Annotated in this window: 32 protein-coding genes; 11 read left to right on the plus strand and 21 right to left on the minus strand. The window is 36.7% G+C overall.

Annotated elements, in window-relative coordinates; translation table 11 throughout:
* Positions 1 to 26: 26 nt before the first annotated feature.
* On the minus strand, positions 27 to 1058 hold the full coding sequence (locus HBN50_RS10700) for a synaptic vesicle VAT-1 family membrane protein (protein ID WP_273869848.1): 1032 nt from the start codon (positions 1056 to 1058) through the stop codon (positions 27 to 29).
* 95 nt (positions 1059 to 1153) lie between these two features.
* Between HBN50_RS10700 and HBN50_RS10705 the strand changes: the two genes are divergently transcribed.
* The 3 genes from HBN50_RS10705 to HBN50_RS10715 are packed head-to-tail and all read left to right on the plus strand — an operon-like array spanning position 1154 to position 3838.
* The gene (locus HBN50_RS10705; protein WP_273869850.1) at positions 1154 to 2299 is read left to right on the plus strand and encodes a M20/M25/M40 family metallo-hydrolase; all 1146 of its coding nucleotides are present in this window, start codon (positions 1154 to 1156) and stop codon (positions 2297 to 2299) included.
* Between the two features lie 9 nt (positions 2300 to 2308).
* Positions 2309 to 2812 carry a GNAT family N-acetyltransferase gene (locus tag HBN50_RS10710; protein WP_273869851.1) on the plus strand — a complete coding sequence of 168 codons (504 nt, stop codon included), beginning with the start codon at positions 2309 to 2311 and terminating at the stop codon, positions 2810 to 2812.
* A 3-nt stretch (positions 2813 to 2815) separates the two neighbouring features.
* Positions 2816 to 3838 carry a histone deacetylase family protein gene (locus HBN50_RS10715; RefSeq protein ID WP_273869853.1) on the plus strand — a complete coding sequence of 341 codons (1023 nt, stop codon included), beginning with the start codon at positions 2816 to 2818 and terminating at the stop codon, positions 3836 to 3838.
* Here the strand turns inward: HBN50_RS10715 and HBN50_RS10720 are convergent.
* From HBN50_RS10720 to HBN50_RS10735, 4 genes are all read right to left on the minus strand, one after another.
* Positions 3813 to 4643: a hypothetical protein gene (locus tag HBN50_RS10720; protein ID WP_273869871.1), complete on the minus strand. Its 831-nt coding sequence runs from the start codon at positions 4641 to 4643 to the stop codon at positions 3813 to 3815. The two genes, HBN50_RS10715 and HBN50_RS10720, sit on opposite strands and share 26 nt — an antisense overlap.
* A gap of 15 nt (positions 4644 to 4658) precedes the next feature.
* Complete coding sequence (locus HBN50_RS10725) at positions 4659 to 4961, minus strand: 4a-hydroxytetrahydrobiopterin dehydratase (RefSeq protein ID WP_273869872.1); 303 nt, start codon at positions 4959 to 4961, stop codon at positions 4659 to 4661.
* Positions 4951 to 5775: a phenylalanine 4-monooxygenase gene (gene phhA, locus HBN50_RS10730; protein WP_273869876.1), complete on the minus strand. Its 825-nt coding sequence runs from the start codon at positions 5773 to 5775 to the stop codon at positions 4951 to 4953. The genes HBN50_RS10725 and phhA overlap by 11 nt, the downstream gene beginning before the upstream one ends.
* 192 nt (positions 5776 to 5967) lie before the next feature.
* Positions 5968 to 6282, minus strand: coding sequence for a hypothetical protein (locus HBN50_RS10735; RefSeq protein WP_273869879.1), 315 nt, complete (start codon positions 6280 to 6282; stop codon positions 5968 to 5970).
* 92 nt (positions 6283 to 6374) lie between these two features.
* Here HBN50_RS10735 and HBN50_RS10740 point away from each other — a divergent pair, with 92 nt between their 5' ends.
* Positions 6375 to 6713: a hypothetical protein gene (locus HBN50_RS10740; protein WP_273869881.1), complete on the plus strand. Its 339-nt coding sequence runs from the start codon at positions 6375 to 6377 to the stop codon at positions 6711 to 6713.
* Positions 6710 to 7120 (plus strand): NINE protein, encoded by a 411-nt coding sequence (locus HBN50_RS10745; RefSeq protein WP_273869883.1) that lies wholly within the window; start codon positions 6710 to 6712, stop codon positions 7118 to 7120. The genes HBN50_RS10740 and HBN50_RS10745 overlap by 4 nt, the downstream gene beginning before the upstream one ends.
* Here the strand turns inward: HBN50_RS10745 and HBN50_RS10750 are convergent.
* From HBN50_RS10750 to HBN50_RS10770, 5 genes are all read right to left on the minus strand, one after another.
* Positions 7113 to 7745, minus strand: a complete 633-nt coding sequence (locus tag HBN50_RS10750) for a hypothetical protein (RefSeq protein ID WP_273869884.1) — start codon at positions 7743 to 7745, stop codon at positions 7113 to 7115. The two genes, HBN50_RS10745 and HBN50_RS10750, sit on opposite strands and share 8 nt — an antisense overlap.
* Before the next feature lie 81 nt (positions 7746 to 7826).
* Positions 7827 to 8300 carry a hypothetical protein gene (locus HBN50_RS10755; RefSeq protein ID WP_273869886.1) on the minus strand — a complete coding sequence of 158 codons (474 nt, stop codon included), beginning with the start codon at positions 8298 to 8300 and terminating at the stop codon, positions 7827 to 7829.
* Complete coding sequence (locus HBN50_RS10760; RefSeq protein WP_273869887.1) at positions 8300 to 9205, minus strand: hypothetical protein; 906 nt, start codon at positions 9203 to 9205, stop codon at positions 8300 to 8302. The genes HBN50_RS10755 and HBN50_RS10760 overlap by 1 nt, the downstream gene beginning before the upstream one ends.
* Complete coding sequence (locus HBN50_RS10765; protein WP_273869888.1) at positions 9202 to 9660, minus strand: hypothetical protein; 459 nt, start codon at positions 9658 to 9660, stop codon at positions 9202 to 9204. The genes HBN50_RS10760 and HBN50_RS10765 overlap by 4 nt, the downstream gene beginning before the upstream one ends.
* A 2-nt stretch (positions 9661 to 9662) precedes the next feature.
* A complete protein-coding gene (locus tag HBN50_RS10770; protein ID WP_273869889.1) occupies positions 9663 to 10202 on the minus strand; it encodes a DUF6436 domain-containing protein in 540 nt (179 codons plus the stop codon).
* A gap of 174 nt (positions 10203 to 10376) precedes the next feature.
* On the opposite strand from HBN50_RS10770, the gene HBN50_RS10775 reads away from it, so the two are divergent.
* Complete coding sequence (locus tag HBN50_RS10775) at positions 10377 to 10616, plus strand: hypothetical protein (RefSeq protein ID WP_273869891.1); 240 nt, start codon at positions 10377 to 10379, stop codon at positions 10614 to 10616.
* On the opposite strand, the gene dtd is transcribed toward HBN50_RS10775, so the two are convergent.
* Positions 10605 to 11039, minus strand: coding sequence for a D-aminoacyl-tRNA deacylase (gene dtd / locus HBN50_RS10780; RefSeq protein ID WP_273869894.1), 435 nt, complete (start codon positions 11037 to 11039; stop codon positions 10605 to 10607). The genes HBN50_RS10775 and dtd overlap by 12 nt on opposite strands.
* 270 nt (positions 11040 to 11309) lie before the next feature.
* Between dtd and HBN50_RS10785 the strand changes: the two genes are divergently transcribed.
* Together HBN50_RS10785 and HBN50_RS10790 are read left to right on the plus strand one after the other, a co-directional pair.
* Entirely contained in the window at positions 11310 to 12569 is a 1260-nt protein-coding gene (locus tag HBN50_RS10785) for a FecR family protein (RefSeq protein ID WP_273869898.1), read from the plus strand.
* On the plus strand, positions 12550 to 12783 hold the full coding sequence (locus HBN50_RS10790) for a hypothetical protein (RefSeq protein ID WP_273869899.1): 234 nt from the start codon (positions 12550 to 12552) through the stop codon (positions 12781 to 12783). Before HBN50_RS10785 ends, HBN50_RS10790 begins: the two co-directional genes overlap by 20 nt.
* Here HBN50_RS10790 and HBN50_RS10795 read toward each other — a convergent pair.
* Entirely contained in the window at positions 12780 to 14705 is a 1926-nt protein-coding gene (locus tag HBN50_RS10795) for a hypothetical protein (RefSeq protein WP_273869900.1), read from the minus strand. The two genes, HBN50_RS10790 and HBN50_RS10795, sit on opposite strands and share 4 nt — an antisense overlap.
* Before the next feature lie 193 nt (positions 14706 to 14898).
* Between HBN50_RS10795 and HBN50_RS10800 the strand changes: the two genes are divergently transcribed.
* Together HBN50_RS10800 and HBN50_RS10805 are read left to right on the plus strand one after the other, a co-directional pair.
* Complete coding sequence (locus HBN50_RS10800) at positions 14899 to 15906, plus strand: NAD(P)/FAD-dependent oxidoreductase (RefSeq protein WP_273869902.1); 1008 nt, start codon at positions 14899 to 14901, stop codon at positions 15904 to 15906.
* 45 nt (positions 15907 to 15951) lie between these two features.
* On the plus strand, positions 15952 to 16404 hold the full coding sequence (locus HBN50_RS10805) for a hypothetical protein (RefSeq protein WP_273869905.1): 453 nt from the start codon (positions 15952 to 15954) through the stop codon (positions 16402 to 16404).
* On the opposite strand, the gene HBN50_RS10810 is transcribed toward HBN50_RS10805, so the two are convergent.
* From HBN50_RS10810 to HBN50_RS10820, 3 genes are all read right to left on the minus strand, one after another.
* Positions 16370 to 18241 (minus strand): hypothetical protein, encoded by a 1872-nt coding sequence (locus HBN50_RS10810; protein WP_273869907.1) that lies wholly within the window; start codon positions 18239 to 18241, stop codon positions 16370 to 16372. The two genes, HBN50_RS10805 and HBN50_RS10810, sit on opposite strands and share 35 nt — an antisense overlap.
* Positions 18238 to 18675, minus strand: coding sequence for a hypothetical protein (locus tag HBN50_RS10815; protein WP_273869908.1), 438 nt, complete (start codon positions 18673 to 18675; stop codon positions 18238 to 18240). Before HBN50_RS10815 ends, HBN50_RS10810 begins: the two co-directional genes overlap by 4 nt.
* A gap of 84 nt (positions 18676 to 18759) precedes the next feature.
* Positions 18760 to 19287 carry an adenine phosphoribosyltransferase gene (locus HBN50_RS10820; RefSeq protein WP_273869911.1) on the minus strand — a complete coding sequence of 176 codons (528 nt, stop codon included), beginning with the start codon at positions 19285 to 19287 and terminating at the stop codon, positions 18760 to 18762.
* A gap of 160 nt (positions 19288 to 19447) precedes the next feature.
* On the opposite strand from HBN50_RS10820, the gene HBN50_RS10825 reads away from it, so the two are divergent.
* The gene (locus HBN50_RS10825) at positions 19448 to 20086 is read left to right on the plus strand and encodes an inorganic pyrophosphatase (RefSeq protein WP_273869913.1); all 639 of its coding nucleotides are present in this window, start codon (positions 19448 to 19450) and stop codon (positions 20084 to 20086) included.
* Between the two features lie 33 nt (positions 20087 to 20119).
* Here the strand turns inward: HBN50_RS10825 and HBN50_RS10830 are convergent, their stop codons facing one another.
* From HBN50_RS10830 to HBN50_RS10855, 6 genes are all read right to left on the minus strand, one after another.
* Complete coding sequence (locus tag HBN50_RS10830) at positions 20120 to 20575, minus strand: CBS domain-containing protein (RefSeq protein ID WP_273869916.1); 456 nt, start codon at positions 20573 to 20575, stop codon at positions 20120 to 20122.
* An 89-nt stretch (positions 20576 to 20664) separates the two neighbouring features.
* On the minus strand, positions 20665 to 20871 hold the full coding sequence (locus HBN50_RS10835; RefSeq protein ID WP_273869917.1) for a dodecin: 207 nt from the start codon (positions 20869 to 20871) through the stop codon (positions 20665 to 20667).
* Between the two features lie 138 nt (positions 20872 to 21009).
* A complete protein-coding gene (locus HBN50_RS10840; RefSeq protein ID WP_273869919.1) occupies positions 21010 to 21585 on the minus strand; it encodes a response regulator in 576 nt (191 codons plus the stop codon).
* A 209-nt stretch (positions 21586 to 21794) separates the two neighbouring features.
* Entirely contained in the window at positions 21795 to 22721 is a 927-nt protein-coding gene (locus HBN50_RS10845) for a hypothetical protein (protein WP_273869920.1), read from the minus strand.
* 32 nt (positions 22722 to 22753) lie between these two features.
* Positions 22754 to 23704 carry a hypothetical protein gene (locus HBN50_RS10850; protein WP_273869922.1) on the minus strand — a complete coding sequence of 317 codons (951 nt, stop codon included), beginning with the start codon at positions 23702 to 23704 and terminating at the stop codon, positions 22754 to 22756.
* Positions 23670 to 25361, minus strand: coding sequence for a hypothetical protein (locus HBN50_RS10855; protein ID WP_273869923.1), 1692 nt, complete (start codon positions 25359 to 25361; stop codon positions 23670 to 23672). Before HBN50_RS10855 ends, HBN50_RS10850 begins: the two co-directional genes overlap by 35 nt.
* Between the last annotated feature and the right edge of the window lie 50 nt (positions 25362 to 25411).

Raw genomic sequence — 25411 nt, forward strand, 5'->3', positions numbered from 1 at the left:
ACAAGCAAAAAGGAATAGTTAAAAGACTAAGGAAGAAGTATTAACTTGCCCACTGTCTTAGCAGATTCTAAATCTCGGTGGGCACTCCCCACTTCTTCTAGAGAATAAGTCGCAACCCTTGGTGGACTAATTTGCTCAGCTTCCAAAAGCCTAATGATCTCTTCCATCGACTCTTTTAAAATGTCGACTTGGTCAAAAAGAAAAGAAAGATTAAACGTTAGTAGAGATTTATTTTGATTTGTCATATCGAGAGGATTAAATCTTGGTGTTCTTAAATAAGCGTAGATAGCTTTAAACCAATTAACTCTTCCCCCTTTTTTTGGGAGCATTGAATGAAACCCATAAGAGACGAGCTTTCCCATAGGAGCGAGAAGATCAAAGCTCTTTTTTAAAGTTGTATAGCCATTGGCATCAAAGACAGCATCAAAACCTTTTGGAGAAAAGTTTCGAGATACTTCAAACCAGTCTTCCTTGGATTTATCAATAACAGACTTAGCTCCTAGTGACTTTACATAGTCCACCTTATGAGAAGAACCGACTATGCCGAGAACTTCAATATTTTTTAAGTTCGCTAATTGCACAAGACAGCTCCCCACACCTCCTGCTGCGGAGTGAACAATGATTTTTGAATTTTCTCTAAGTATCATATTTTGAAATAGTGCAAAGTAAGCTGTCAAAAAAACGGTTGGCACTGCTGCTGCCTGTTCAAAAGACAGGTTTTGAGGTTTTTTAAAAACCTGATGAATAGGTACATTTAAATGGCTTGTATAGCCGCCAAAGAAAGAAACACCGAAAACTTCATCACCTACTTTAAATGAATTTCTACTTGATCCAACTTCTTTCACGATTCCCGACCACTCAAATCCAGGAGTAATAGGCCAACCTATAAATTGCTTTGCTGATTCATATAGACCCCAACGAATGCACACATCAGCATAATTAACTCCAATGGCCCTCACTTCGATTTGCACTTCATTATCTTTTGGAGATTCAATCTCAAAGTCTACAATTTCGAGTTTTTCATAACCACCTGGACCACTAATTTGTATCTTTCTCATTTTCCTTCCCTGTTCGTCTTTCCCGAACTCTCTCGAGGATTCATTGCTCATCACCTTACTCCAATAATATAAATAATAAAAAGGAGAATTAAAAGTTGGAAGGATTAAACTTACTAAAAGAACTCGTTGAAATTAACAGTGAAACATCGAACACAAAAGGTGTAAACGCTGTTCAAAACAGGCTAAAAGAAGAGCTTTCATCCTTAGGCTTTAATGTCTCATTAATTAAAAACCCTGATCAATCAGTAAATTCGGGAGAACTTCTTCTTGCCACAAAACAGGGAAGAACTCCTCGATGGATTACTTTTGTTTGCCATGCTGATACGGTTTTTCGAACAGATGAATTTAATCATCAACTTATCTTCAACGATGACAAAACAAAGGCCATAGCACCTGGCATTGTCGACAACAAAGGTGGAATCGTTATTCTTCTTAACGCTTTGAAGGAAGTTAAAGAAGACACGGAACTAGGAGTTAGAGTGATCTGCTCGCCCAATGAGGAAACAGGTTCTCCAGGATTTCACAAACTTTTTAGCGAGCTCGGTAAAGATTCTGAAGTTGTCCTCGGCCTTGAGCCAGCACTTCCCAATGGGGATATTATCACTTCAAGAAAAGGAAATCGCTGGTACGACATCTCAATCGAGGGTAAACGAGCTCATTCGGGAAGAGAACATCACAAAGGAATCAATGCGTGTGTAGAGCTGGCCTTAAAAATATCAAAGATTCAAGAGCTTACTGACTATGAAAGAGATATCACTGTTAATGTTGGTAAAATATCGGGTGGTGAAAAGCATAATGTTGTCAGTGACCATGCCATGGGACAATTAGATGTTCGATTCCCCTGCTTTGACACTCGAAGTGATCTTCATCAAGAAATTGAAGAAATTCTTTCAGAAAGTGAAGTTCTCAGTGCTCACGATAAAAAAGAAACAGACATCTCTTTTGAAGTCGTTGATGACTGTCCTCCTTTTAAACAGGGTCCAAAATCAAAAAAGACATTTGAATTTTATAAAAAGTGTATCGAAAGAATTGAGAAGCGTTCGATCTCATCTGTCAGTGTAGGCGGAGCAGCCGATAGTAATCATCTTAATAGAAGAAGTAGCATTGTTCTCGATGGCCTTGGTGCCGTTGGAGGAGGCATGCATACTTACGAAGAGTTTATTGAATTATCGAGTTTAAAAACACGCGCACAGGCACTGAGAAATCTCATAGAAAGCGCACATCAACTCACAACAATCTAAGGAGAAACTATGTTAGAGATAAAAAAAGCAGACAGAAAAGACATGAAGACCATTGCAGACTTTATTAGATCATCTGCATCTTGGTATGAACCATTTCTCGCAGAAAAAGATCTTAAGGAACATTATGTTGACGAAAGCTGGATGGAAAAGAATTATAAAAAAAGAGATTTCTATCTAGGTGTTAACAATGAAGGAAAAGAAGTCGGAACCATCTCCATGCAATACTTCGAAGATTATACCTATCTTGGTTATATCTATTTAGATTCAAGTGAGGTTGGAAAAGGACATGGAAAAGAGCTCATCGACTTTGCCAAACTTAAATCTTCAAAAAATGGACAAAAAAGTATGGTCCTTATTGCACACCCAGAAGCGAAATGGGCGACTAAGGCCTATGAGAAATACGGATTTAAAAAGAAAGCAACGAATAAAGATGAGATTCTAAAATTTAACAATGGTTTTCTTGGCCCTTATTATGAAGAGGGGTTTCACCTATACGAGTATACATTAGGATAAATAATGAAAAACAAAATGCCCGTTTTCTTTCACACAAAACAATTGGAATTTCATCCCAAATACGAATGGGCACTTGGAAACCGTATAAAACACCCTGAAACGACAAAGAGAGCTGAATCTATTTTTAGGGAAATCAAAAAAAATAATGATCTCTTTGAAATCTTTCAACCTGAAAAAATCCCCCTCAGCTCAATTAGAGATTGTCATCACTATCACTTGATAACACTTTATAATACAGCAGCAAGTATGCCAGATGATCAAACGTTTTATCCAAGTGTGTTTCCTCAGAAAAACAAACTTTCGCCTGATCCAACGAATCTCTATCACGCAGGCTTTTTCTGTTTTGACTCTGGGACTCCTCTTAACAATAAAACTATCTCGGCCGCTAGTTGGTCCGCGGCCAGTGCCTTTTATGCAGCAGATACAGTATTAAAAGAAAAATCAAAATACGCCTATGCCCTATCAAGACCTCCAGGACACCATGCCAGTAAAGATAGTTATGGCGGATATTGCTACTTTAATAATGCCGCTATAGCAGCAAAGAAGTTGAAGAAAAAAGGAAGAGTTGCCATTATTGATATTGATTTTCATCACGGTAATGGAACACAAGAGCTCTTTTACAATGACGATAAAGTTCTCACCATCTCCATTCACGGAGACCCACGAGAGTACTTCCCCTATTTTCTTGGTTTTCCATCAGAAATTGGAAGCGGTAAAGGAGAAGGTTTTAATCTCAATATTATTTTGGATAAAGAAACTCGTTATAACAAATATGAGCAAACTCTTAAACAAACAGTTCTTCCTCTCATCAAACGCTTTGAAGCGGATTACCTTATTATCTCTGCAGGTTTTGATACTTACGAACTAGACCCTATCGGTAATTTTAAAATCAAAACGAGTGACTATCAAAAAATGGGAAAACTTATAAAGACTCTAGATCTCCCAACTGTCATTTTACAAGAAGGTGGCTACTACACAAAAGACTTAGGAAAAAATACTGTTAGTTTTTTAAAAGGTTTTTTCTAATTTCAGTTGATGAAAGAGATTGATATTCATGCGAGTTTAAAAGAATAATCTGAACATCGAGATTAAGAGATTCAAGTTCACTTCTTTTCTTTTCTAACTCTACAATTTCGAATTGGCGCGGAACAACATATAGAGTATGAAGACTCTTCATTAGTGTTTCAAAGTTAGTCCACTTATCAAAGGCCATAAAATTATCATCTCCAATGAGTAGATTCTTCTTTTGACAAGCAACGCTCGGAAGCCATTGAACCGTGGGGTTTTTCTTCATAATTCCCCAAAACCCTGGATAGATTGAGTAGGTAGAGTTCTTAAATTTTGAAACGATTTCTAAAAAGAGTGACCATGTTGAATGAAGATGTGACTGATCTTCTTTCCACGGATTAGCATCGGGAACAATAACGATATTTTCATTTGGGCATTGGCGAAGGCACTCACTATGACCCTCATGCCAAGGATTAAAAGAGCCTCCATAAAAAGTAATCTCTTCGAACATTCCTTTATAAAGACTAGATGGTAAATACTTTGTATCTACATTCCACGAATTAGGCATATAGGGAAAAAGCTTTGCTAAGGCGAGAAAGACAAAGCGAGATGAGAGTTCCTCCATATTCGCTATACTCATAAGCTCGTAAGTATTTTCCATTTTTTTATCAATAAAAAACACATCACAAAATGTACCATCAATTTCTAAAGAGAATTCACTTAGAGCACTAGAATCAGGAAGCAAAAAAAAGTCGCCCTCTTTTAGGGCGACAATATGAACTTTCGAATCAATTAATGTAAACGTTAGAGCGTATCTTTTCACAAAGATAGTCTGCCACTAGCTCATAAGAGCGTCAATGGCCTTAGCTGCATTGAAGTCATTTGAGGTGACACCACCAGCATCATGAGTTGTAAACTGGATTAAAGCACGTGAAAAGCCAACTTCCATATCTGGGTGATGCATAAGACGGTTTGCTTCCCATGCCACAGCATTAACAAAGCTCATTGTTTTTAAAAAACCTTTGAACTTAAATTCTTTAAATAGAAGCTTTTTATCTTGGTCATAAGACCATTGATCTAATTCATTTAAAGATGATTCAATTTCACTATCACTTAATACTGCTGGAACTTTAGACTGCATATCCACCCTCACTGGCCACTGTTGATTTCTTTTTCTTAGGTTCAAACATTGGTGGAAAATTTCCTAGCTCTTGGGCCTTATGAAGGAGATCAAGAATATTTCCATCAATTACACGATAAAGCTGATCAATATTTTCTAAAATAAAATAGATCGGTTGTTTTATATCAATTCTAAAAGGTGTTCTCAGGGCCTCAAGTGGGTCCATTGGAACTCTCTTTGGAATCTCTGATTCGAGAGCGTAAATTGTCTCTTCAAATGATGAGAGAATTCCTCCTCCAAAAATCTTTAGGCCCTGCTCTGTCTTGATGAGACCAAACTCAATGGTAAACCAAAACAATCTAAAAAGTTGATTTCTCTCCTTAGTACTTACTTGAAGCGCAATCTTTGCATAACGCTCCATGAAGTCTGCATAGGCCTGATTTGTTAAGAGTGGACAGTGCCCAAAGAACTCGTGAAAGAGATCCGGCTCTTGTAAATAATCAAGCTCTTCGCGAATGCGAATAAAGCTTGCAACAGGAAATTTTTTATTTGCTAGTAGATTAAAGAAATCAAGGGCCGGAATAACTGCTGGCACAGGTGCGACACCCCATCCAGTGATGGCCTCTAATTTTTCATTGATATCTTGCCAACGAGGTATGCGATCCTCAGGAAAGTCTAAAATCTCAACTCCCTTCACATACTCATCACAAGCTCTATTTTTAATGACTTCTTTTTGTCGCTTTATAAGAATTGACCACGTTTCGTGTTCGTGATCAGTGTAGTGTATTTCACCATTTTCGTCAGCTTCGCGCGCGACGTAAACGTGCTTTTCCATAGAATCCCCATTCCCTAGTTGTTGTTGATTCATCTCAAGTACATAATTAACCAAGATAAATGCTCTACTATAGAATAACCGGAAACACAGGAAATGTCCTAAACTAAAGCCTTACAAAGCTTAATTTTAGACTTGTAAAAACAGTAAGTTATAGCCGTAACTTAAAGATTCAATAGACTGGACGCGCAAATATCAGAAATCACGATCCATAAGGGTTTTACGCCCATCAAGCTTAGCCTTCTCAACAGCACGATCGCATTGAATACGAACGATATTTGAGAGCATCTCCATAACATTTCCAGAGGTATTCATACCATGCTTTTCTTTGACGTATTTTTTAAGTTTAGAAGCAACGATTAAAATATCATTACTAAATTGGTCAGCGTGTAAATTAGTTTTCACATCATTTTTTACAAGAATTCTTCTTGGTGATTTTTTTTCTGAATCATTCATTTTAGAACCCTCTTCATTTTCATTATCTTCTTGAAGATAAGATATTTTTGTCATCTTCTTCTCCTTCTAGTCCTTTCTATTGTCCTGTGCTAACTTTAAAAGAAAAAGACTAAAGATATTGCCTAAAAAAATAAATAGGAAAATAAATGAACTTTAAATGCGAAGTCGAAGGCCTAGAGCTAAAAATTGAAGTTAATAAAAAAGACTTTCAATCTCCCAATCGTCATTTTCTTCTCTCAAAACAAGACCAAAGAGATCTCGATAGTGGTGCCATCTGTTTTTACGAAATCATAATTCACTCGAGTAAAGGTGAAGAGACGATGATTCACTATTCTCCAGGTCATGCCATGACAATCGATGAAGAAGAACTTCTCGATGAAGTAGAAATCGTTTTAGAAGATGCGGGACTTATTGATAAGGTTCTCCTTCACTGGGAGCTAGAAATGGAACAAGGCCCAAGATGGAAGTTAAAGGGATATAAATGAATCATCCAATCTTAAAGCAACGATACACAAACGATTCACATGATCCCATCATGGGTTATCTTCTCATCATTTTTGGTTTTATGGGTTCTCATCGATTTTATTATGGGAAACCAATCACGGGAAGTTTGTGGTTTCTCACTTTCGGTCTATTAGGTATTGGATGGTTTATTGATATCTTCCTCATTCCTTCAATGGATCGAGAGGCTGATCAAATCTTTAGAGAAGGTCCCATTAATTATAATGTTGCCTGGCTACTTCTCACCTTTTTAGGTTTTTTTGGAATTCACCGTTTCTATATGGGAAAATTTATTTCTGGCGCACTCTATTTTCTAACAGCTGGATTCTTTGGTATCGGTGTTCTCTACGATTTTTGGACATTAAATCAACAAGTGAGTGAGCTTAATTAGGCCCACTCATTTTTTCAAAGTCCCACTCGACATTTAATGTCGGCAGATAAACATCACCCTTTGCTTTAAAACGTATTTCCATCTCACCTTCAAAAGATATCTTCTTCTGTGTACAAAGATCGAACTTCAACGTCTTAGGATCATCACCAAAAATAGGTTTTTCAATTTTTTCAAAGAGAGTTGCCGACAAGCTAACGGGCTTATTTGCTAGAAAATTTTCAAATTTTGTAGGAATGACAACTTCACCAACCTTAAGAGTAGCATCCCAATTATCAATTGAGAGAACGTCATCAGAGTAACTAGTCAATTGAACAAAAAAACACGTATGATTTTTAAACTTTGTTCGATAGGCCGTGAATAACTTTTTAAGAGTATCTTTGTCTCTTTTTTTTGAAAGATCATAGTGAGCGTAGAGGCGATCAAGAAGTAAAGGCCATGTGTATGGGACGACTTGAAGGTGACTTTTTTCTGCCTGAAACTTGAAAGTTTGTTGTTTCTCAAGTGTTGAAACAAGTTCTTCGAAGTCAGATTCACTCTTCGTAAGTTTTTCGTTGGTATAGTTCTTTGTTATTGAAGTAGAACAACTGGCTAATAATAGTAATGTACCAAAAAGAAATGGCCTCAAATCAAACTCCTGAAAGATTGTATGAGACCATTATAACCTATTTTTTATAAGCTAAAATCAGCGGCAAAACTCGTTTTGTATTTATTCGACAATAAACGAACTGACATAGTCAGATTTTGGATCAAAATCTGAAAAGTCAGATGGAATTGCTAAACGCATTTCCCAGTAACCCATCATCTTCATAAGGAAAATATTTGAGACAATATATACGCCACTATTAGCATCAAACTTAAGTGACTCTGGACGACTTCCATGCTCCATCCCATTGTCCATAATCATCCAAGGATAAATTCTAAGACCATCGATTTCAACAGGAGCATGATTTGAATCTCCCTTAACCCAAAAAGCAACTGTAAGTTCAGAACTCATTGGCTTTTTCATTCCATGCCCATGATGATGCCCATGTCCTCTTCCATGTCCACCACCTAAATGTGGTCCAGAAAGCCACTCATACGAATAACAAAGTTCTTTGTCCGAGTAGTTAAATTCATTTGGACAATGAGCAGTTGCTGACATCGAAATCATTGTAAAAACTAAAGCGATCATTTTTTTCATTATAAACTCCACCTTTTAAGGATTTGTACAGTTAATTTTCTAGATAAACTTGTATTTTGAACGGGACCAATGAGAGTTTGATCGGCGTATATAATCCCGGCCGACAACTCATCATTGAGCATGTAATGCGAACTTAAAGCTAATTCATGATAATATTCATTAAGCGTCTGTGAAACCTTTTGACCATTGTTAACTTTTCTCTTTGTTTCAAAAAAGTAGATATGGGAAGCACCAAATCTAAAAGAAGACTTACTAGGACTAAAGCCAGCAGATAATAAAGTGGAAAAGAATTGGCTTCCTTCAACTGTTACATTAGAAAAGCTCTCCTTAAAACGATGGGCCGCTTTAAAACTACCTTGAAAATCAAAAGGTCCATTTACCTTTGTAAAGGCACCACCTACGGCCAATGCCCATTGAGCTTTTCCCGAAACATCAGAATATAGTAATTCGCTTGATTGATAATTTGTTTTACCAGTTGGAAGAGTTAAAGAAAGAAAAACAAATCCACGAGGTTTCCACCATGAATATTCTTTTTCTGGAAAAAACTCATAAGCAAAACTCAGCTCTGAGTCCCCTAGCTGATGAGATTTTTCACTATACTCACCTTGTTCATATTCTCGTTGAACATAACTTAGATTTAAAGAAAGTTGAGTAAATTCAGAAGTCATATAACTCGAACTGAGAAGACTTTGAAGGCTCTTTCTCTTTTTGTCTTCATTATAATAAACGTATTCATCTCTAAGTTTTGCTTTTCCTACTTCATTTAAATAGGTCGAGCTTAAAGAGATTTGTCCTTTGGAATCGGTTGTGATGAGTCCAGGAAATGAACTTCCTCCCCCACAACAACTTGCAGCGAATACAGCATGAGAAAATAACGTCAAGCTCAAGGCAACTAAAGTTTTCAAAGATCAATCCTCAACTTTGTTGAATCAATCAACTCTTCACCTTCGTAGACGTCAATGTAAACTTCCCAGTCCCCTGGCATGTTAAAATAAAGATCACGATGGAGATAGACTCCTGTAGAGCTTTGCTCAGTATCACCATCGTAAGCACTTCCATGTCCCATACTTGGCATCCAAGCATTGATATAGAAATGATATTTAGGATCGAGTGATTTAATCTCACCTTTATTATCTCTAACAATCATGAGAAAACTTGATTCAAAAGCAGGATCACCGAAAGGTCCTTTTAACCACGTAAGCTCAACATTGAGATCTAATTTATTGAGATTCATTGTTCCCTTTAATTGTTCTTGAATTGCCTGTGATTCATAGGAATGGTCTTCTTGGGGTGACTTCCCGCAAGAACTTACAAAGACACTCAAAAGAATAATTGTCATAAGAGAAACAAATAATTTCAAAACTACCTCGCTATATAGCAGCCCAAGGCCCGAGCAAATTTCTTTTTAACATCTCTATTTGCTTTTAAATCGGCCAGAGCGTCTTGAAGATAAAACTTCGATGCCTTTGGAAAATTTGATGAGTTAGAAACACCACCGTGATAGATGATTTGTCCCTTTTCGTTCAAAAGGAAAACATGGGGTGTCTTAACAGCTTTAAAAAGATCTGAGACTTTAAAGCCCTTATCCCAATACCAATTTAAAGATGGAGATTTTTCTTTATAATAAGCACTAATCTGTTCTTTGTTTTCGTTATAGTCATTCACATTGATGGCCAAAAATTCCACCTGTGGATACTTCTTTTTCAACTCATTAAAATGGGCCATGTGTGAGTCCGAACATGGGCAATCAATCGATGAAAAGAAGATGACGTGTGCCTTTCCCACAAGAGAAACGACCTCAAGATTCTGCTTTTTTTCACTGTAGGCCTTAAAGGTGAGAACTTCCCGCGCACTGACAGTATTTATCAATAAAAGTAAGTGTAAAAATACAAAGAATTTCATGCGACTTATATAACCATTCTTAAGATTTTTGTCGACGCAACATATTGCTGCTGTAAAACAAATGAATTTTATACATACTGCAATAAAAAAACTGACCTAGATCATGGAAGAATCTTGAAGTTTGCATAAGATATCTGGTATAACTAGACCCAATTTAACTTTGGAGAGAGCAACATGAGTGAAACGGCTACTAAAACTGTAAAAGTTTATCCAACGTCAATTGTACCAAAAGGTGAGAAACTAGAACCTGTAAGAACTGCGAAGTACACTGCATCTTCTTTACAAGTAGAAGTATTCCACATTGGTTGCTTTGTCGTTATCTTTGCCTTTATCTTTGCTGGTATTTGGAAAGCTGCCCTTAGAGCTGAAAAAGCCGAAGCGAAAGATACTAAAAAAGGTATGCTAAAAGCTTAAGCTAAAAGTAACAGGGCCTTGGTTCGTAATTTCAACGCGCATTGAGGCCCCAAACTTTCCTGTTTCCACCCTTACCTTTTCCGATAAGAATTCGCATATCTTCAAAAAGAGTTCGTTCGCCTTTGCCGGCTCCATAGACCCATCAAAAGATGGCCTATTGCCCTTTTTTCCATCCCAAGAGAGAGTAAACTGACTGATCGCAAGAATTTGCCCCTCACTTTGAATAATATCTCTATTCATTCGTCCCTGTTCATCTTCAAATATTCTAAGCTTTAGGAGCTTCTCACTTGCCTTCTTAGCGGTATTCAGATCATCGCCCACTTCACAACATATAAGAAGAACCATTCCCTTTGAAATCTCCCCTACACATTGCTCATCAACGAGAACTCTAGACTCTCCAGATCTTTGAACGACAATCTTCATTTGCACACCTTTCGTTGCGATTAAATCAACACAATGAGGCCAACAACAAGTTAAATCACCTACAATTATGGGCCTATCTATCTAGGCCTAAATTCAATACAATTTTCGCTTCCTAGCTTAAAGAACTCTTAAATATTTGGCCAAAGTTTATTTTAACAATTTAGCTAAAAAGAAATACTTAGAAAGTAATAATTAAACAAAAAAAAGAGATTAGAAAGTGCAATCCTTACTAAAATAGAAAGCGATCACTTTTTAGAAAAAGGAACGGCCATGAAGCTTACGACAGTTTGTATGATATTACTTCTCCCTTTAAGCGTTATGGCCCTGGAAGAATCCAATGACTCAACTGGGCCACAACAAAATGACTCCTCCGCCAAACTCAGTGAAACAAGTTCGAGAGAGCCCGCTGCTGAATCGAATCAAAATTCGAAACAAACTCCACAAGATGAAATAAATAAAGAAAATGAAGATTCTAAAAAGCAACCTGACAAGGCAAAAGAAAAGAGAGATCCAAAACTCGATGCACCAATGGCCATTGCTTCAATTGTAAGAGGAGAAGTTTTCATTGTTCACAAAAAAAAAGATGAATCAAATCAAGATACTGAAGAGCTTAAAGAAATTAAAAAAGACGATCCATTAAATGAGGGGGATCTTGTTCGAACAGGTAGTGCTTCTTTTTTACGCTTAAAAATGAAAGATGAAACAATTCTCAATATTGGCCCCGAATCTGAAATCACCGTCGAAAAATTTGAAATTGAACCAAAGAGAACGGTCTTAATCAATCATCTTCGAGGACAAGTTAGAGCAAATATTCAACGAAAAAGTAAAGATGGTGAACAGTGGAAATTAAACACAAGACTGGTCTCAGTAGGTGTTCGTGGGACGGTCTTTCTTTCAAATGCTTATCAAGTAAAAGGTAAAGCTGTTACAGATGTAGCACTGGTTAAAGGAAAAGTTGTTTCCAATGTTGCAAAGCTTGGAGGCGAATTAAAAACTGTAAACCTAGAACCAGGACAATACTTCAATTCGACAGAACTTGCAGCAAAGGGCCAAGCGGCCATAAAACAGCTCTCTCCTGAGGCGCTTAAGGCCCTCGCTGAAAAAACGGAAAATATGGTTCCCAAAATACAAGATGCTGATGGAAATTTGTTAAATCTCGACAAGCTTCTTAGAAGCTCTTTTGGACTCCCGCCAATTGCGATGCTCCCGGTTCCGGTTCCTGTCCCCATTCCAATACCAACTCCAACTCTTGGTGGAGGTGGAGGTGATGAAAAGAAAGAACCTATTGAGAAGCCGGCCATGACCACAAAAGAAGAAATGGATAAAAACTCTCGCTTGGTTATTAAAGGAGCAAAACATAAAGAGCTTAAAGATCAGCCGTGGGATATTAGAGATGCCATCCAACGCCACGATCAACTAAGAGCAGAAAAGGAAGAATGTTTTTTCTGGTTCTACAAAACAATTCCGGGTGGAGGCGCTCTTGAAAGATTTAGAAGAGAGAGAGGTTGTGATGAATTCGATAATTACTAAAACTTGTTATCTCATCGTTATATTGGGCCTTACATCTTGTGGTTCTGGTGAATTTGTTCCTACCAAAGATATATGCTCAGTTGAAAAACATTATAAAGATGATATTTACCAAGTTAAAATCAATGGTAAGACAATTAATAAACATTGGTATTTAAAAAGCGATGCGATTGAAATAGCCAAGGTATTGGCCAACCAAAATAAGTGTATGCATTAAGAATTATAGATTTGTACTTTTTCTAGGTCAAAATCTCTTTTGAGATCTTTGATTCTTTTTTCATAAGAATCAACGAGCTGTTGCTTTTGAAATTCATTATCTTTCATAACACGGGCCAGCTGCTCTGTAAGTTGATGAACCTTAGATCGCATCTCTTGTTGATTTGTCATGATGAGCTCTTGCTTCTCTTGCTCATGAGTTTGAATGAGTTTTGTGCTGTAAACATCATTCTCTCTTTTGATCTTGTTAATCTCGTCGTCATACTTAGCTTTGACTATATTCATATTTCTTTCAAAGTCTGTTCGAAGATTTGCAATTTCTCTTTTCATCTCAGATCGATTCTCTTTAAGACGCTCTTGAAAGTATTTTTGTTCAACTCTAAGCTTCATATCGTTAGATCGCTTATAGTTGGTAAGTTGCCCTTGAGACTGTTCCTCAAGCTTCATGAAGGCTTCTTTTTGCGTCTTCAAACGTTGCTCATAGCTTGTTACAACTTTATTGAGCTTCGTTTCAAATTCTTGCTGTTGCGAAAGAACTGAGTCTTTTAAATTTTTACTAAATTGTTCGACTATATCTCGTTTTTCACCAGCATGCTCTCTTTGTAGTTTCTGGACATTGTCTAAGTTTCTCTGCTCTAATTGCTGAACATTTTCTCCGTATACGACTCGCTGATTGTGCAGTAATTTATTATTTTTCTGTTGTTCGTTTAACAATTGATTTTGAGAATTAATTTGTTGATTATAGATATTTCTTCTCATCTGAGACTCCGCATGCTTAACGGCTTCGTCTCCTTTTACCTTTTGCTCAATGATTTGCTCGCGACGTTGATTATCACTTTCTTCAAAAGTATCTCTAAGTGTTCCAAGTCGCTCAGCCATTGTTTTTTCACTTGTAAGCTTCAAATCATCCACTTTATTTCTAAAGTTGACTTGCTGATCTTCCATCATTAATTTCATTTGATTTAACTTTTGTTCATAATCATCTGAAATTTTAGCACCATGCCTATCGAGATCCGCTGATGTAAGAGAATTATTAAGAATCTTTTTAATCGTTCTATCTTTAGCCGAAAGTGCTTCCTTGTGATCAAGAGCATTTCTAGCTAGATCACGATTGAAACCTTCTTGCGTGAGTCGAGCTTCTCTTTTCGCTCCTTCTTCAAGACTAGTTATAGATTGTTGAAATCTTTCTTGTAATCGGGAGTGACCATTGACTGATTTTTCTTTTAACAGATCTTTAGAATCATTCATCCTACGTTGTAGTCCGTCAATCTGTGCATCTTTAGCATCACTTACACGTTTTAAGGTATCAAGAGAATCCTGACGCTGCCCATCTCTTTCTTTTAGATGAGAAAGGTTAAGTTGTTGTTCCTTATTTTTAAAATGATCAACAAGCTCTTTTCTTTCATTCGAAAATTGATCTTCTAAACTAGCAATACTTCTCTCATTTCTGATCGTTCTTTGCTTTTCATTTTCAATCTCTCTATTTTGTAACTCACCCACTCTTTTTTCGAAATTGGCGTCTTTATTATCTAGAAGTGTTTGATTTTCTTTTTGCTTTGATCGAAGAGAATCTGTATAGGAGTTCTTTAAATTATCTAAACGAGTATTGAAGTCTTTTCTCGTTTCATCAACTTTATGTTGATGAGATTCTTTAAGTTTTGCGACTTCATCTAAATATTCTGAGCGATTTTTTGCAAATGTCTTCTTTGCCTTCGTGCTTAGAAGATCGATTCTTTCATTGGAGTTTTCTAGAATCGACTGCCTATTCTGTTCATGTAATTCGTCTTTATTTGAGATGGTCTTCTCGTGATTTTTTTGGATATTTTCTAATTTCTTTTCATATTGATCTTTAAGCTTCGAAAGCGAAGCTCTATGTTCTCTTTGAAGATCAGAAATTTTCTGTGATGAACCGTTTATATCCATATAATCCTAGCATGAGGGCATCCTGCCCTAGATAAAAGTATAGCAAAAAAGAAGGACAAATTCCTCGTCTTAAGAATAGGCATTTTTTTCGTTCTTAGGCAGACCTTCATCACTTTGATTGATAACCTCATAGCTTTTTCTAATTAGATCATCCTTTACGATAAATATATCCTATCAAAAAAGGAGTTTGATCATGACAAAGAAGATCTATGATATTGCAATTATTGGAGCGGGTTCAGCAGGAGTCATGGCCGCATTGAGAGGAGTTCTCAATAACGATCGAGTAATACTCTTTCCTGGAAACATAAAAAATAAAAGGCGCTCACGAGCAAAGTGGGTAAAAAAAGTCGAAAATATTCCTGGCTTTTTAAATTTTAGCAAAGGGATAGAAGATCCAAATAAGCAGACAATCAATTTTATCAAACGAAGTGAATATGCCGACAACCTTACCCTACTAGAAAACACAGGTATTCAGAGACTTGAAAAACAAGATGATCTTTTTCTACTAAAAGACTCTGAAAACAAAAATCACTATGCTCGTCATATAGTTCTTGCAACTGGGGTAATGGATGTACAACCGCATATAAATGGATCGATTAAACCGATCTTCAAATTCGCAAATAAGCAACAAGTCGATTACTGTTTGCGCTGTGATGGACACCATATTAAAGGCAAAGAGACAACTGTGATCGGTCATACAGATAGTGCCGCTTGGGTAGCGATTATGCTCTATGAGCGATACTCTCCTCCAACGATGACTATTTTAACAAATGGCCAAGAGTCTAAGTTTTCGGATGAAACAAAGAAATTAATAGATCTTTATAAAATTGATGTCATCGAAGATGAGATCATCGATTTAAGAGGCGAAGTTGAAACGGGGCTCGAAGGCTATATTCTTGATTCCGGTCATTATGTTCACAGTGATTTTACTTTCATCTCCCTAGGAATGATTGTTTATAACGAATTAGCACTTCAACTTGGTGCAGAAGTTGACCAAAGGGGTTTTGTTATAACGAATGACAAAGGTGAAAGTAGTATAGAAAATCTCTACATCGCGGGAGATCTTCGCGCAGGCATAAAAAAGCAAATTTACTCGGCCTGGGATAGTGCCGTTGACTCACTTGATGATATCAATAGAAAGTTAAGATTAAGAAAAAGAAAAGATGCGCTGAAAAAAAGTGCTCATATGAATTATCTTTGAGTCTCTGTAAAATGATACTCATTAACAAGTGAACAAGGGTTGTAAATGAGTTATCCAATGACAGAAAGTAAATTCAATATGTGGCGTGGAACGATTGCACTGGCCTATATTGATAGTGAATTAACTAAGGAAGAGAGAAGCTGGATTCAAGATCACTTGAGAAAGATACCTTTTAGTCAGTCCCAGTGGGAAATTCTCGCCAAAGACCTAGAAGAAGGACTCAAGCTCGATGATATCCTACCTCTTATTACTGAACCAAAAGATAGGGCCTTTCTTTTAAACTTTGCCAATCAACTTTTTAGAGAAGATGGAATTGTTCCTATTGAAAAGAAGACCTATGAAAATTTAGAGAAAAAGATCATGCAAGGAATCGATATTCTTTCGATTACAAATAAGATCGAAAAAGAGTTTGGAGATCTCGAAAAAGAAAGAGAGCTCGAGCGCGGAAAACTCAAAGGTCTCTTTAAAACTCTAATAGATTATTTTCTCGATCATTAAAAAAGTCATTAGCTGGAGATTGATAAGGGCCATCTCCAGCATTTTCAAATCCTTCGGATCTGCCAAACGCCTCATTCATTTCATCTAGAAAGTCAGCTGGTTTTCGAGGATTACTTATAAAATCGTGCCATTCAAAAGGAATGCTATTAAGCTCATTTAATCTTTTATCTGCAGCTCGAGCAAATTGATGCATAGAATGCTGTCCCGTCGCATTAGCGATATATGTGAGTGCATGAACATTATCTAAAATTTCTTTTCTCGATTTATTTTCCAAATTTTCTGGTGTCATCTTCCAATAATTCTTTTTAACGTAATCTTTCAATCCTTTCGCCGCAACCACAGAATTAGCGAGACTATTGATCTTCAATTCACTATCTGCAATGCTATTTTCATAACCTTGAATAATATAATCAGTTCCCTCTCCCTCAATAGCTGAAAGAAGCTCTTCTTTATCTCGTAAATTCTTCAATGCAATACTAACTTCTTCCTTATCTAAACCGGCCATTTCCGCTTCAATGAGAAGTTGATCTAATTCAGCAATATCATCTTCAAGTGATTTTATCAGAGTTTTATCTTTCTTTTTAATTTTTGAAATTAAGTCTCTCTTCCCCTTGATTTCAATCTCCAATTGTCTCGCGGCCTCTTTTAATTCAGCAATGCGATAACTTGGATCAAAGCCTTCAAGAAGATCATCAAATAAATCGATATCCTCTTTATACGCCTTCGCAAAATTTATTTTCATTTTATTAAAAAAGAGCAATTGTAAAATACGATCAGGATCCTTGTAATGGAGAGCTGAGCTATCCCAATCAGGATTGATTTCATAACAATATGAGTACTTTCTTGTAAATGAATAAATCTCACGAAGAGGTGAATCAGATGTATCTTCAGGTATAGCTTTTCTACCGTAGTAATAATCAAGAAGCTGTTCTTTATGGCCATCTCCTAATACGCGAGCATTTTCTTCACAATCAGCAGTCGAGAACTCTTCTAATCTCTTGTTTCCTTTTAAGTCCGATTGATAGTAATATCCATTGGCTTCACTACATTGGGGTTTAAAATAGATGGCCCCATTGACATAAATTAAGTGACGAAAATTTTTCTCAACACTTCTACGAAGTTTCTTATCTTCAACAAGGTCATTAATCTTTTTATCAAAAACCAATCCGTCTTCAACCATTGTTGATGCTGAAGGACGATCACTGAGAGGTCCTTCTTTATTGTATCCAAGAATAAGGTTTGCATTATCAAAGATCGCCTTCCAATCAAGAATTTCTTTCTTAACTCCTGTATAGCAACCAAGAAGAAGAACAGACTTTACAGACTCAGCTTGCTTAGGAAAATCTTTGAAAATATTATTGATATCACCCTTTTCAATGACTCTATTACCAAGATGATCATCAGAAGAAAAAGACCCTCCACTATTGTGACCAGATAAGAGAAGACTCTCAACGGTCTTTCCTTCTTTTTCCAATTTCTCTAATTCTTTTCGTAGAGAAACTTTGAGATCTTTTTCTACATTTTGACTGATGCGATTTAATTTAAGCTGAACTTTTTCATTTTTCTTTTTCCATTCTTCACATGTGTCATAACAGAATGTACTCATTCTTAAAGTATAGAGATAGTCGAGATTGGCCTTCCCTAGTTTTTCACTCCCCTCCGGTATCACTCGAAGACTCTCTCCCCTTTCACAGGCACCCTTTCTTGCTGCTAATATTTCTTTATGAGAAGCATTCACATCAATGAAAAGAACAACTTTATTGGGATCAACTGATTTATTACAGGCAAAAGAGGGAACGATAAAAAAGAGGGCCATAAATAAGAATAGATATCTCATTGCTCTCTCCCCGTTACCATAATTTTAAAGTCATGAATGACATGGTAATGGTCCTTCATAAAAGGATATTTTTTTACAAAGGTCTTTTGATCTTTTTTAACAGCATTGTAAAAGAAGATATCTTTGTCCACTTCATCCCAAGTTGTTGGAAGAAAACTATCGAGGCCAGATTGATAAAAAAGCTGGTCTCTTTTTTGCGTTGAGATAAATCTCTTTGATTTTCGAAATTGATGTTCTTTAAAATTTAATTTCTTACCATCGCCTAAGCTCGAAGCAGCTTCATCATTTAGTGGATGAACATGCAATTTATTTCCCATAGAGGGAAGGCGCTTTTCATTGGCCTTTCTAAGGCGAATGAGAAGATCCTCTTTAGGCATTTTGGCATAAAGGGATTCAATGGATAGAAGAATTAAAAATAATAAAAAAGGCTTCATAGAGTTCTCCAAGAAGCCTTTCGGTATTTTTTATGTAAATTCTAAGGTTTAGCTTATTAGCGGCATTTTATGCCAGGCTCAATTCTATAGCCCGTCAAATTCCATAAGCTTGAAGATCTTGTGACCTTTGGCCTCTAGTTTTTCAATTCCTTTGAGCTCAGGAAGATCAACAATAACGGCAAATTCGACAACTTCGGCCCCAAGCTTTTCAATAAGCTCAATAGCGCCAAAAGCCGTTCCTCCAGTTGCTAATAGATCATCCATGAGAAGAACCCTATCCCCTTTTTCAAGGGCATCTTTATGAATCTCTAGTACGTCTGTGCCATACTCAAGTTGATACTCGACACTAATCACTTCAGCTGGGAGCTTGCCTTTCTTTCTAACTGGAATAAAGCCCTTACCAAGCATGGTCGCCAGAGCTGCCCCAATGATAAAACCACGAGACTCAATACCTGCAATATAGTCAAATTCCATATTCTCATAGCGCTCTTTGAATAGACGCATCGTTTCTTTTAAACCTTCTCCGTCTTTTAAAAGCGTTGTAATGTCACGAAACATGATTCCTTCATGTGGAAAGTTAGGAACTGTTCTTACAAGGGATTTAATGTCCATTTTGAGCCTCTCAATTAGATGTGAAAGGAGGATTTTACTCTCTTTTTTACATAAGGTTAATAAAATTGCCCCAAAGGGCCTATAAAATATTTCAATTTTTCCCCCCTTTTTGCTATTGTGCCTACTGTCTATTTTCATTAAACAAAAAAAGGATAACGCAATGTCTAAAAAACATTCACTTGTAAGACCTAACCCATGGCATGGTGTAGAGCTTTACACTAGCGACAAAAAAGATGAAGTAACAGCTTATATTGAGATCGTACCAACAGATAGAGTTAAGTACGAACTTGATAAAGACAGCGGGTTCATGAAAGTTGACCGCCCTCAGAAATTTTCTAATATCATCCCATGTCTTTATGGTCTTCTACCGAAGACATATTCAAGCAAGAAATCTGCGGCCTATGCAATTTCAAAAACGGGAAGAGAAGATCTTTACGGTGATGAAGATCCAATCGATATTTGTGTTCTTACTGATGAGCCAATCACACACGGTGATATCCTAGTTGATTGTAAAATCATTGGTGGTTTCAGAATGCTAGACCATGGTGAAGTAGATGATAAAATCATCGCTGTTCTAAAAGATGATTCTACTTTTGGTGACATGAATGATGTTGCTGATTGCCCAGAGAAAATTCTTAATAAGGTTAAGCACTACTTCCTTACTTACAAAGAAATCCCTTTTGAAGGATACAAGCCTAAAGTAGAGATTACTCATCTCTACAATAAGCAAGAAGCACTTGAAATTATCGAATGTGGTATTCAAGACTACAACGAAGAAGTTGCTCCAAATCTACAATAATTAAAAATGGCCCTCGTAACTGAGGGCCTTTTTTTACCAGCTCGTCTGACCCATTTTTCTTATCTGGTCCATGACTTGAGCTCTGGTCACCGTGCCGACAAGAATTCCATCGTCGACAACGGGATAAGTTTGAAAATGATTTTTAATGAAGAGCTCTACGGTGTACATCAATGTATCAGTAGGCTTCAAAGTAATGAGACTCTTGGCCATATAATCCCCAACAATGCCAGGAGATTCATTGTAGTATTTCATATCAAGAACATATTTTAGGCAATCCTTACCTGAGAGATAACCAAGTATTTTTTGATCTTTATCAACCACTGGTACCCCTGAAACATTGTGTTCACAAATTAAATGTAAGGCCTCAACGACGTTCATATCGATAGGAACAGTCAAACTCGATGTCAGCATAAAGTCCTTTGCCGTCAAGTTCGTCTGTTGATCGATTGAGCTTTGAGTAGGCTCCAGTTTCGGTGTGTAATTAACCATGGTCTTGCCTCCTTTACTGCTATCATAAAGATCGAGTCACTAGAAATTATGGAGAACTATGAGGCCATATTCACGATTGGCTTCAAAAGTTAGTCATCGAGGCGAAAGCCCACCTTCATCGTCACTTGATAAAGAGGTTTACCATCTTCAAAATTTCCACGAATTTCTTGAATTTCGAACCAGCGAAGTTTATGAATCGATTGAGACGCCTTTTCATAGGCATTTTGTACAGCGGACTCAATTGACTCATGAGAAGCCCCGACTATTTCCACTTTTTTGTAAGTGTGATCAGGCATAGGTCATCCTTTGTAAGAGTTCATACTCTTATTTTACTCCTGAATAAGGATTGCCTAAAAATAAATGAAGGATATCAAAAATACTGGGCCATTAGTGGCGGCAAACTCAAGGAGAGATCAAAGTTTACCTAAGAAAAGCTACATGACATTTCCACCCTCAGGGAAGTAGTCCTCATCATCTTCATCGCGCTCTCTAATGTCTTCATTGAGTAAATTAGTGTAGCGCTCCTTAAGAAGCTTCTCTTGCAATTGTAAAATCGCTGCAATTTTCTTCTCATCGACGCCATCAGCGAGAAGGGCCTCTGCAATTTTTGTTTCAGTTTGTCTTTTGTATTTAATAAAATAGAGAACACGGCTTAAGCATTCTTCAATTTCATCAAGATTAAGTGGCTTTTCAAGAACATCAAAAGCACCATAACGAAGAAATTCGTAGAGATAGTCTTTTCCATAACCAGAGATAAAGACAAAGTGACAGCTCTTTCTAAACTCTCTTGAGATTTTTAAGAGACGACGGCCGTCCATATTAGGCATTTTAATATCAGAGATTACGAGATCGGGCTCTACGGCCATGATTAAATTGAGCGCCTCAAGACCATCTTTAGCCTCGAAGATTTCCGCACTTGGAAGAACCTCTTCAAGAATAGTTAAATATAAAGATCGTACATCATCTTCATCATCTACAAGTACAATGGTAATTTTATCATCTTCAATCATATAGCGCCCTCTCCAAAGAAATATGATTAATAAAGGATTACCACAAAATGAAAATAGGAATAAAGCCAAAGACAGTAATCTTTAGAAAAAAACAAGATTAAAAAACAAATATTATAGCCAGAAAATCAACTTTTCATGATATTCATCATCAATTCCTGCCTTTATAAATAACAAGCTACTGGCCACTCACATTTATAAATAAAATACTTCTACGAGCGCTCTCCAAAGAGAATTTCCAATTTGAGGGCAATTCCAAGAACCTTTTTGAATCCATTGTCCTTTGGATAGTTAATTGAAGGAATGAGATCATAGTAAATCCACTTCTTATAAATCAACTGACGATAATCTAGTTGCAATAAATAATTCTCTATTCGATAACCAATTTCTGAAGAAAAATTCGCTGATAATGAATAAGAAATCGAACGTCTTTTAGAAAGAGTGTGAAAAAGTTGTGGCCCATGGCTTGAGCGAGTGATGTCTGTTTTATCTGTCCAAGTTGCCGAATTAGAGAATCGAAATAAATAGTCCTCTGCCAACGGGATATCATAATCGACAATACCATCTAAAGAAAACATATCTTTAATAGAATAATTGGCAGAAGGGGCAACTCGAATAAAGCCCTTAGGCATAGTGAATTTTTTAGACATTCTATAATAGAGATAGGGATCAGGAGGTAAGCGAACCTTTATCCCTGCTCCGGCCTTAGACTCCCAACCTCGAAAGATATTTAAAGCATACCCTAGTCCAAGTCTAGGTGTACTTGTTTCACGATCCGAATCCGTTGGAAGGGTCGACTCGTTAACAGGTGTCAGCGTTTCAGTTTCAGCCTTTGAACGATAGAATTCAATATGCAGCTTTTTAGAGAGCTGAGGCAAACGAATTCTAAATCGATAGTTAACTTCTTTATAAAGATCGCTCCCCTCGCTTTTAGAAATAATAGAATAAACTCTTAAGCGTGAGCCATTATCGTGATCAAGTGTCTTTCTTTCACCGAAGAAATTATCGATGGAGTTTGTCAGGGTAAAAATTTGCCTTGAAGCAAACTCTTGCGTCGAATCAAGAGTATCAATTTTATACTCGTCAGCTGTAACTACAGTACTCGCAAAGAATAGAAGGATAAGAATCAATGAATACATAGAAATATAGTAAATTAAATTTATCAAAGAAGCTAGCGTACTCGAAAATAGAGAGATTGAATTCCAATAAGTCTACCTGAATCGAAAAGCTGGACAGAGACTTTAGAAATCCCCTTTTGAAGACCCTTCACGATCACTTTATCCCCACTCGTTCTAACTGAGATAATTTCTTTTGGATAATGATACTTTAATCGCAAATTTTCTAATCCATAAAATGGTAATTCAAAATGAAGTTCTTCATTTCGATTGAGTCGATAACGATTTAATTTCGATTTTTTGATTTGTTCAGGAATAAATTCAAATTCAGTATGACCAAGACAGCTCTTCTTCTTAGATAACTCAATTAGATCCATAAATTGCTTTTCACTTTTTATAGAGTTTAAGATGGCCAGAAATGAGAAATTCTTCGCCAAAAGCCCTGAGAGAATCGAGTTCCCTTTTAAGTGTTCTCCAATAACAAGATCAAAGCAATAATCATTTTGATAAGAGCGCACAAATTTTTTATCCGTATAGAAATGTTCACCAAAATGGGGCGTTCTATCAAAGAGTGATGTATACCAATCAGCAAGTGCTTCGTGAATGGCCTTCACATTAGCTTTTTTCATTATCTCGCTGGTACAAAGAAATGGATATTCCTGACAGATAAAAGCATGAAAGAGTTCATGGCGTATGACATCGAGAGATTGAAGACCAGCAAATATCGTACTTACTTGATCGCAAAATTGGATTGTCTTTTCTTTATAAGAATAGCCTGTTCTAAAACAATTATTTGTAACCATAATGTGAAGATCATTAAATGGAATATCAAAATAACGCTCCATTTGTTGAACTTCTTTTTTAACATTCCGTAGATCAGTTTCTTTAAAAGAAAGTCCTGGCTCAATCTCATAAGTAACCTGAGCGAGACTAACTGAAACAAAAAAGAAAGTGACAAGACCAAATAAAAGCTTAATAGAGTAAATCCTTAATTGAAATCTCTTCACGTTCTACATGAGAAATAGGAGCTGATTCTAATTCATAAGCTCCGTAATTCATTCTAAGTGAATAATCTCTATCAATTCTCATTCTAAGTCCCTCTTGAGCTTGATACCAATGAATCTTTTCAGATGAATCACCACAAGCAGAGAGTGAACTCGAATCATTGAGACCCCATCGCAATTCTACACAATGGTAGGGATCAAATGAAAGATCGTAAATTCCGTCAATTAATTTATCAAGGTTAAATTGATAGGGCCGACTCGTTGTCCCTACAACTTTGATCTGGCAAGCAGACGATCGCTCTCGGTAAACTCGCTCTAAATCCTTTTTTAAATTCTCACCATGATAGATAATTGATTCATCACCATTTGCATGGCCTTCCAAAATCTTGGAGATAAGATTGCGCCCCTCTCTAATCGAAGACTTCAATCGAGCATCTCTTGAAGGTGTTGAATAGGTCTCCCACTCACCTTCAGTACCATAAATATTTCTCGGAAGAGTTGCTGGGTGAGACTTTAAATGAATATTTGCACTAATGGCCTTCTCTACAGCAAGAGCGCGTTCTTTAAAGTCATAACAAATCTCGTCGAGAAGCTCTGTTAATTCAATTTCAGGGTAATACTTTAGGTTTCCAATAGAAAGCTTATGTCTTACATACTCGTAGAACGATAGATCTTTTTGCTCATATGTATAAACAGAGCTTTTTTGAAATTGCTCCAATGAGTAATCACCAAGTTCGCTATTGTCTTTAAAGTCCACGTTCCCATTCTCATAAGAAAAAGGACGCCAATTAGAAAATCCACCACCAATTTCAACAGGAGTTCTTTTAAATTTCTCACCATATGTAATCGCAGTTAAGCTATTATCTGGATGGGCATCAATCAAATGAATCTTCCCAGACTCAGTCACTTCATAAACAACAGCAATATGCCCATTCGGGTCGTACAGAACGGTTCCAGGGACAATCGCGTCTCTAGAAACTTCAACGGGATAAGTATCTCTAAAAAGACCTTCTCTTTGTGATTGACTTGCATTTGTTCTAAAAGAAGCAGTTGAAATATGGTTGACAATTGTTCTTAGAACTTCATTGATATTATCACCATTTTCGATAAGTCTTTTAGATGTAACAACGTTACCTAAATGATTATATCTAAGATCAGGAGTTTTGCTTCTTCCATCATTAAGCTTCTTTCTAAGTTTTTTAATTTGGTACTTAAGCTTTTTCTTTTTAAAGAAACCTGCACTGTACATCTCTATTTGCAGTTCTTTAATTTCATTTCTTATAAGTTCTTTTTCAGGCGTGTACCAAGTCGCAGGATGTAGAGCTGTTGGAAAAGCAAATGGAAGATCGTTCATCCATGCAAAGTAAGCTCGAAGAACATAAGGTAAATCGGCACAATCAGAAAAGATCGAAGAAAGGCCCACGGGATTTAACTGATAATACTTAGGATTTGCTTTAGAGCTTTTTAAGCACTGATCAGTAGTATGACAGTGTCCTTCTTTTTTAGCTTTACCTAGCTTAGCAATGAACTCTGAAAATGATCTCTCATCACTTTGAGTCCAAGTACTTTTTTTAATTTGCCATTGAATTGATTTCTTGTTGCCGGCCAAAGCAGAAGCGTTAAGGCCAAGCACTATCGTTACAACTAAGTATTTAATCATTCATCCCCCATTTAGAAGAAATATGCTTTAGATGGGAGTACGACGACAAG

It is taken from the genome of Halobacteriovorax sp. GB3, from assembly GCF_028649655.1.
GTDB lineage: Bacteria > Bdellovibrionota > Bacteriovoracia > Bacteriovoracales > Bacteriovoracaceae > BSW11-IV.

What these genes read in the sequence shown, in the direction of transcription:
- HBN50_RS10700 (WP_273869848.1), bottom strand. Translation starts at nt 1,058, where the DNA reads ATGAGAAAGATACAAATTAGTGGTCCAGGTGGTTATGAAAAACTCGAA.
- HBN50_RS10845 (WP_273869920.1), bottom strand. Translation starts at nt 22,721, where the DNA reads ATGTATTCATTGATTCTTATCCTTCTATTCTTTGCGAGTACTGTAGTT.
- HBN50_RS10755 (WP_273869886.1), bottom strand. Translation starts at nt 8,300, where the DNA reads ATGAAAAAAATGATCGCTTTAGTTTTTACAATGATTTCGATGTCAGCA.
- HBN50_RS10800 (WP_273869902.1), top strand. Translation starts at nt 14,899, where the DNA reads ATGACAAAGAAGATCTATGATATTGCAATTATTGGAGCGGGTTCAGCA.
- HBN50_RS10805 (WP_273869905.1), top strand. Translation starts at nt 15,952, where the DNA reads ATGAGTTATCCAATGACAGAAAGTAAATTCAATATGTGGCGTGGAACG.
- phhA (WP_273869876.1), bottom strand. Translation starts at nt 5,775, where the DNA reads ATGGAAAAGCACGTTTACGTCGCGCGCGAAGCTGACGAAAATGGTGAA.
- dtd (WP_273869894.1), bottom strand. Translation starts at nt 11,039, where the DNA reads ATGAAGATTGTCGTTCAAAGATCTGGAGAGTCTAGAGTTCTCGTTGAT.
- HBN50_RS10715 (WP_273869853.1), top strand. Translation starts at nt 2,816, where the DNA reads ATGAAAAACAAAATGCCCGTTTTCTTTCACACAAAACAATTGGAATTT.
- HBN50_RS10710 (WP_273869851.1), top strand. Translation starts at nt 2,309, where the DNA reads ATGTTAGAGATAAAAAAAGCAGACAGAAAAGACATGAAGACCATTGCA.
- HBN50_RS10745 (WP_273869883.1), top strand. Translation starts at nt 6,710, where the DNA reads ATGAATCATCCAATCTTAAAGCAACGATACACAAACGATTCACATGAT.
- HBN50_RS10825 (WP_273869913.1), top strand. Translation starts at nt 19,448, where the DNA reads ATGTCTAAAAAACATTCACTTGTAAGACCTAACCCATGGCATGGTGTA.
- HBN50_RS10815 (WP_273869908.1), bottom strand. Translation starts at nt 18,675, where the DNA reads ATGAAGCCTTTTTTATTATTTTTAATTCTTCTATCCATTGAATCCCTT.
- HBN50_RS10775 (WP_273869891.1), top strand. Translation starts at nt 10,377, where the DNA reads ATGAGTGAAACGGCTACTAAAACTGTAAAAGTTTATCCAACGTCAATT.
- HBN50_RS10855 (WP_273869923.1), bottom strand. Translation starts at nt 25,361, where the DNA reads ATGATTAAATACTTAGTTGTAACGATAGTGCTTGGCCTTAACGCTTCT.
- HBN50_RS10840 (WP_273869919.1), bottom strand. Translation starts at nt 21,585, where the DNA reads ATGATTGAAGATGATAAAATTACCATTGTACTTGTAGATGATGAAGAT.
- HBN50_RS10770 (WP_273869889.1), bottom strand. Translation starts at nt 10,202, where the DNA reads ATGAAATTCTTTGTATTTTTACACTTACTTTTATTGATAAATACTGTC.
- HBN50_RS10835 (WP_273869917.1), bottom strand. Translation starts at nt 20,871, where the DNA reads ATGCCTGATCACACTTACAAAAAAGTGGAAATAGTCGGGGCTTCTCAT.
- HBN50_RS10735 (WP_273869879.1), bottom strand. Translation starts at nt 6,282, where the DNA reads ATGACAAAAATATCTTATCTTCAAGAAGATAATGAAAATGAAGAGGGT.
- HBN50_RS10795 (WP_273869900.1), bottom strand. Translation starts at nt 14,705, where the DNA reads ATGGATATAAACGGTTCATCACAGAAAATTTCTGATCTTCAAAGAGAA.
- HBN50_RS10830 (WP_273869916.1), bottom strand. Translation starts at nt 20,575, where the DNA reads ATGGTTAATTACACACCGAAACTGGAGCCTACTCAAAGCTCAATCGAT.
- HBN50_RS10725 (WP_273869872.1), bottom strand. Translation starts at nt 4,961, where the DNA reads ATGCAGTCTAAAGTTCCAGCAGTATTAAGTGATAGTGAAATTGAATCA.
- HBN50_RS10790 (WP_273869899.1), top strand. Translation starts at nt 12,550, where the DNA reads ATGAATTCGATAATTACTAAAACTTGTTATCTCATCGTTATATTGGGC.
- HBN50_RS10810 (WP_273869907.1), bottom strand. Translation starts at nt 18,241, where the DNA reads ATGAGATATCTATTCTTATTTATGGCCCTCTTTTTTATCGTTCCCTCT.
- HBN50_RS10820 (WP_273869911.1), bottom strand. Translation starts at nt 19,287, where the DNA reads ATGGACATTAAATCCCTTGTAAGAACAGTTCCTAACTTTCCACATGAA.
- HBN50_RS10785 (WP_273869898.1), top strand. Translation starts at nt 11,310, where the DNA reads ATGAAGCTTACGACAGTTTGTATGATATTACTTCTCCCTTTAAGCGTT.
- HBN50_RS10740 (WP_273869881.1), top strand. Translation starts at nt 6,375, where the DNA reads ATGAACTTTAAATGCGAAGTCGAAGGCCTAGAGCTAAAAATTGAAGTT.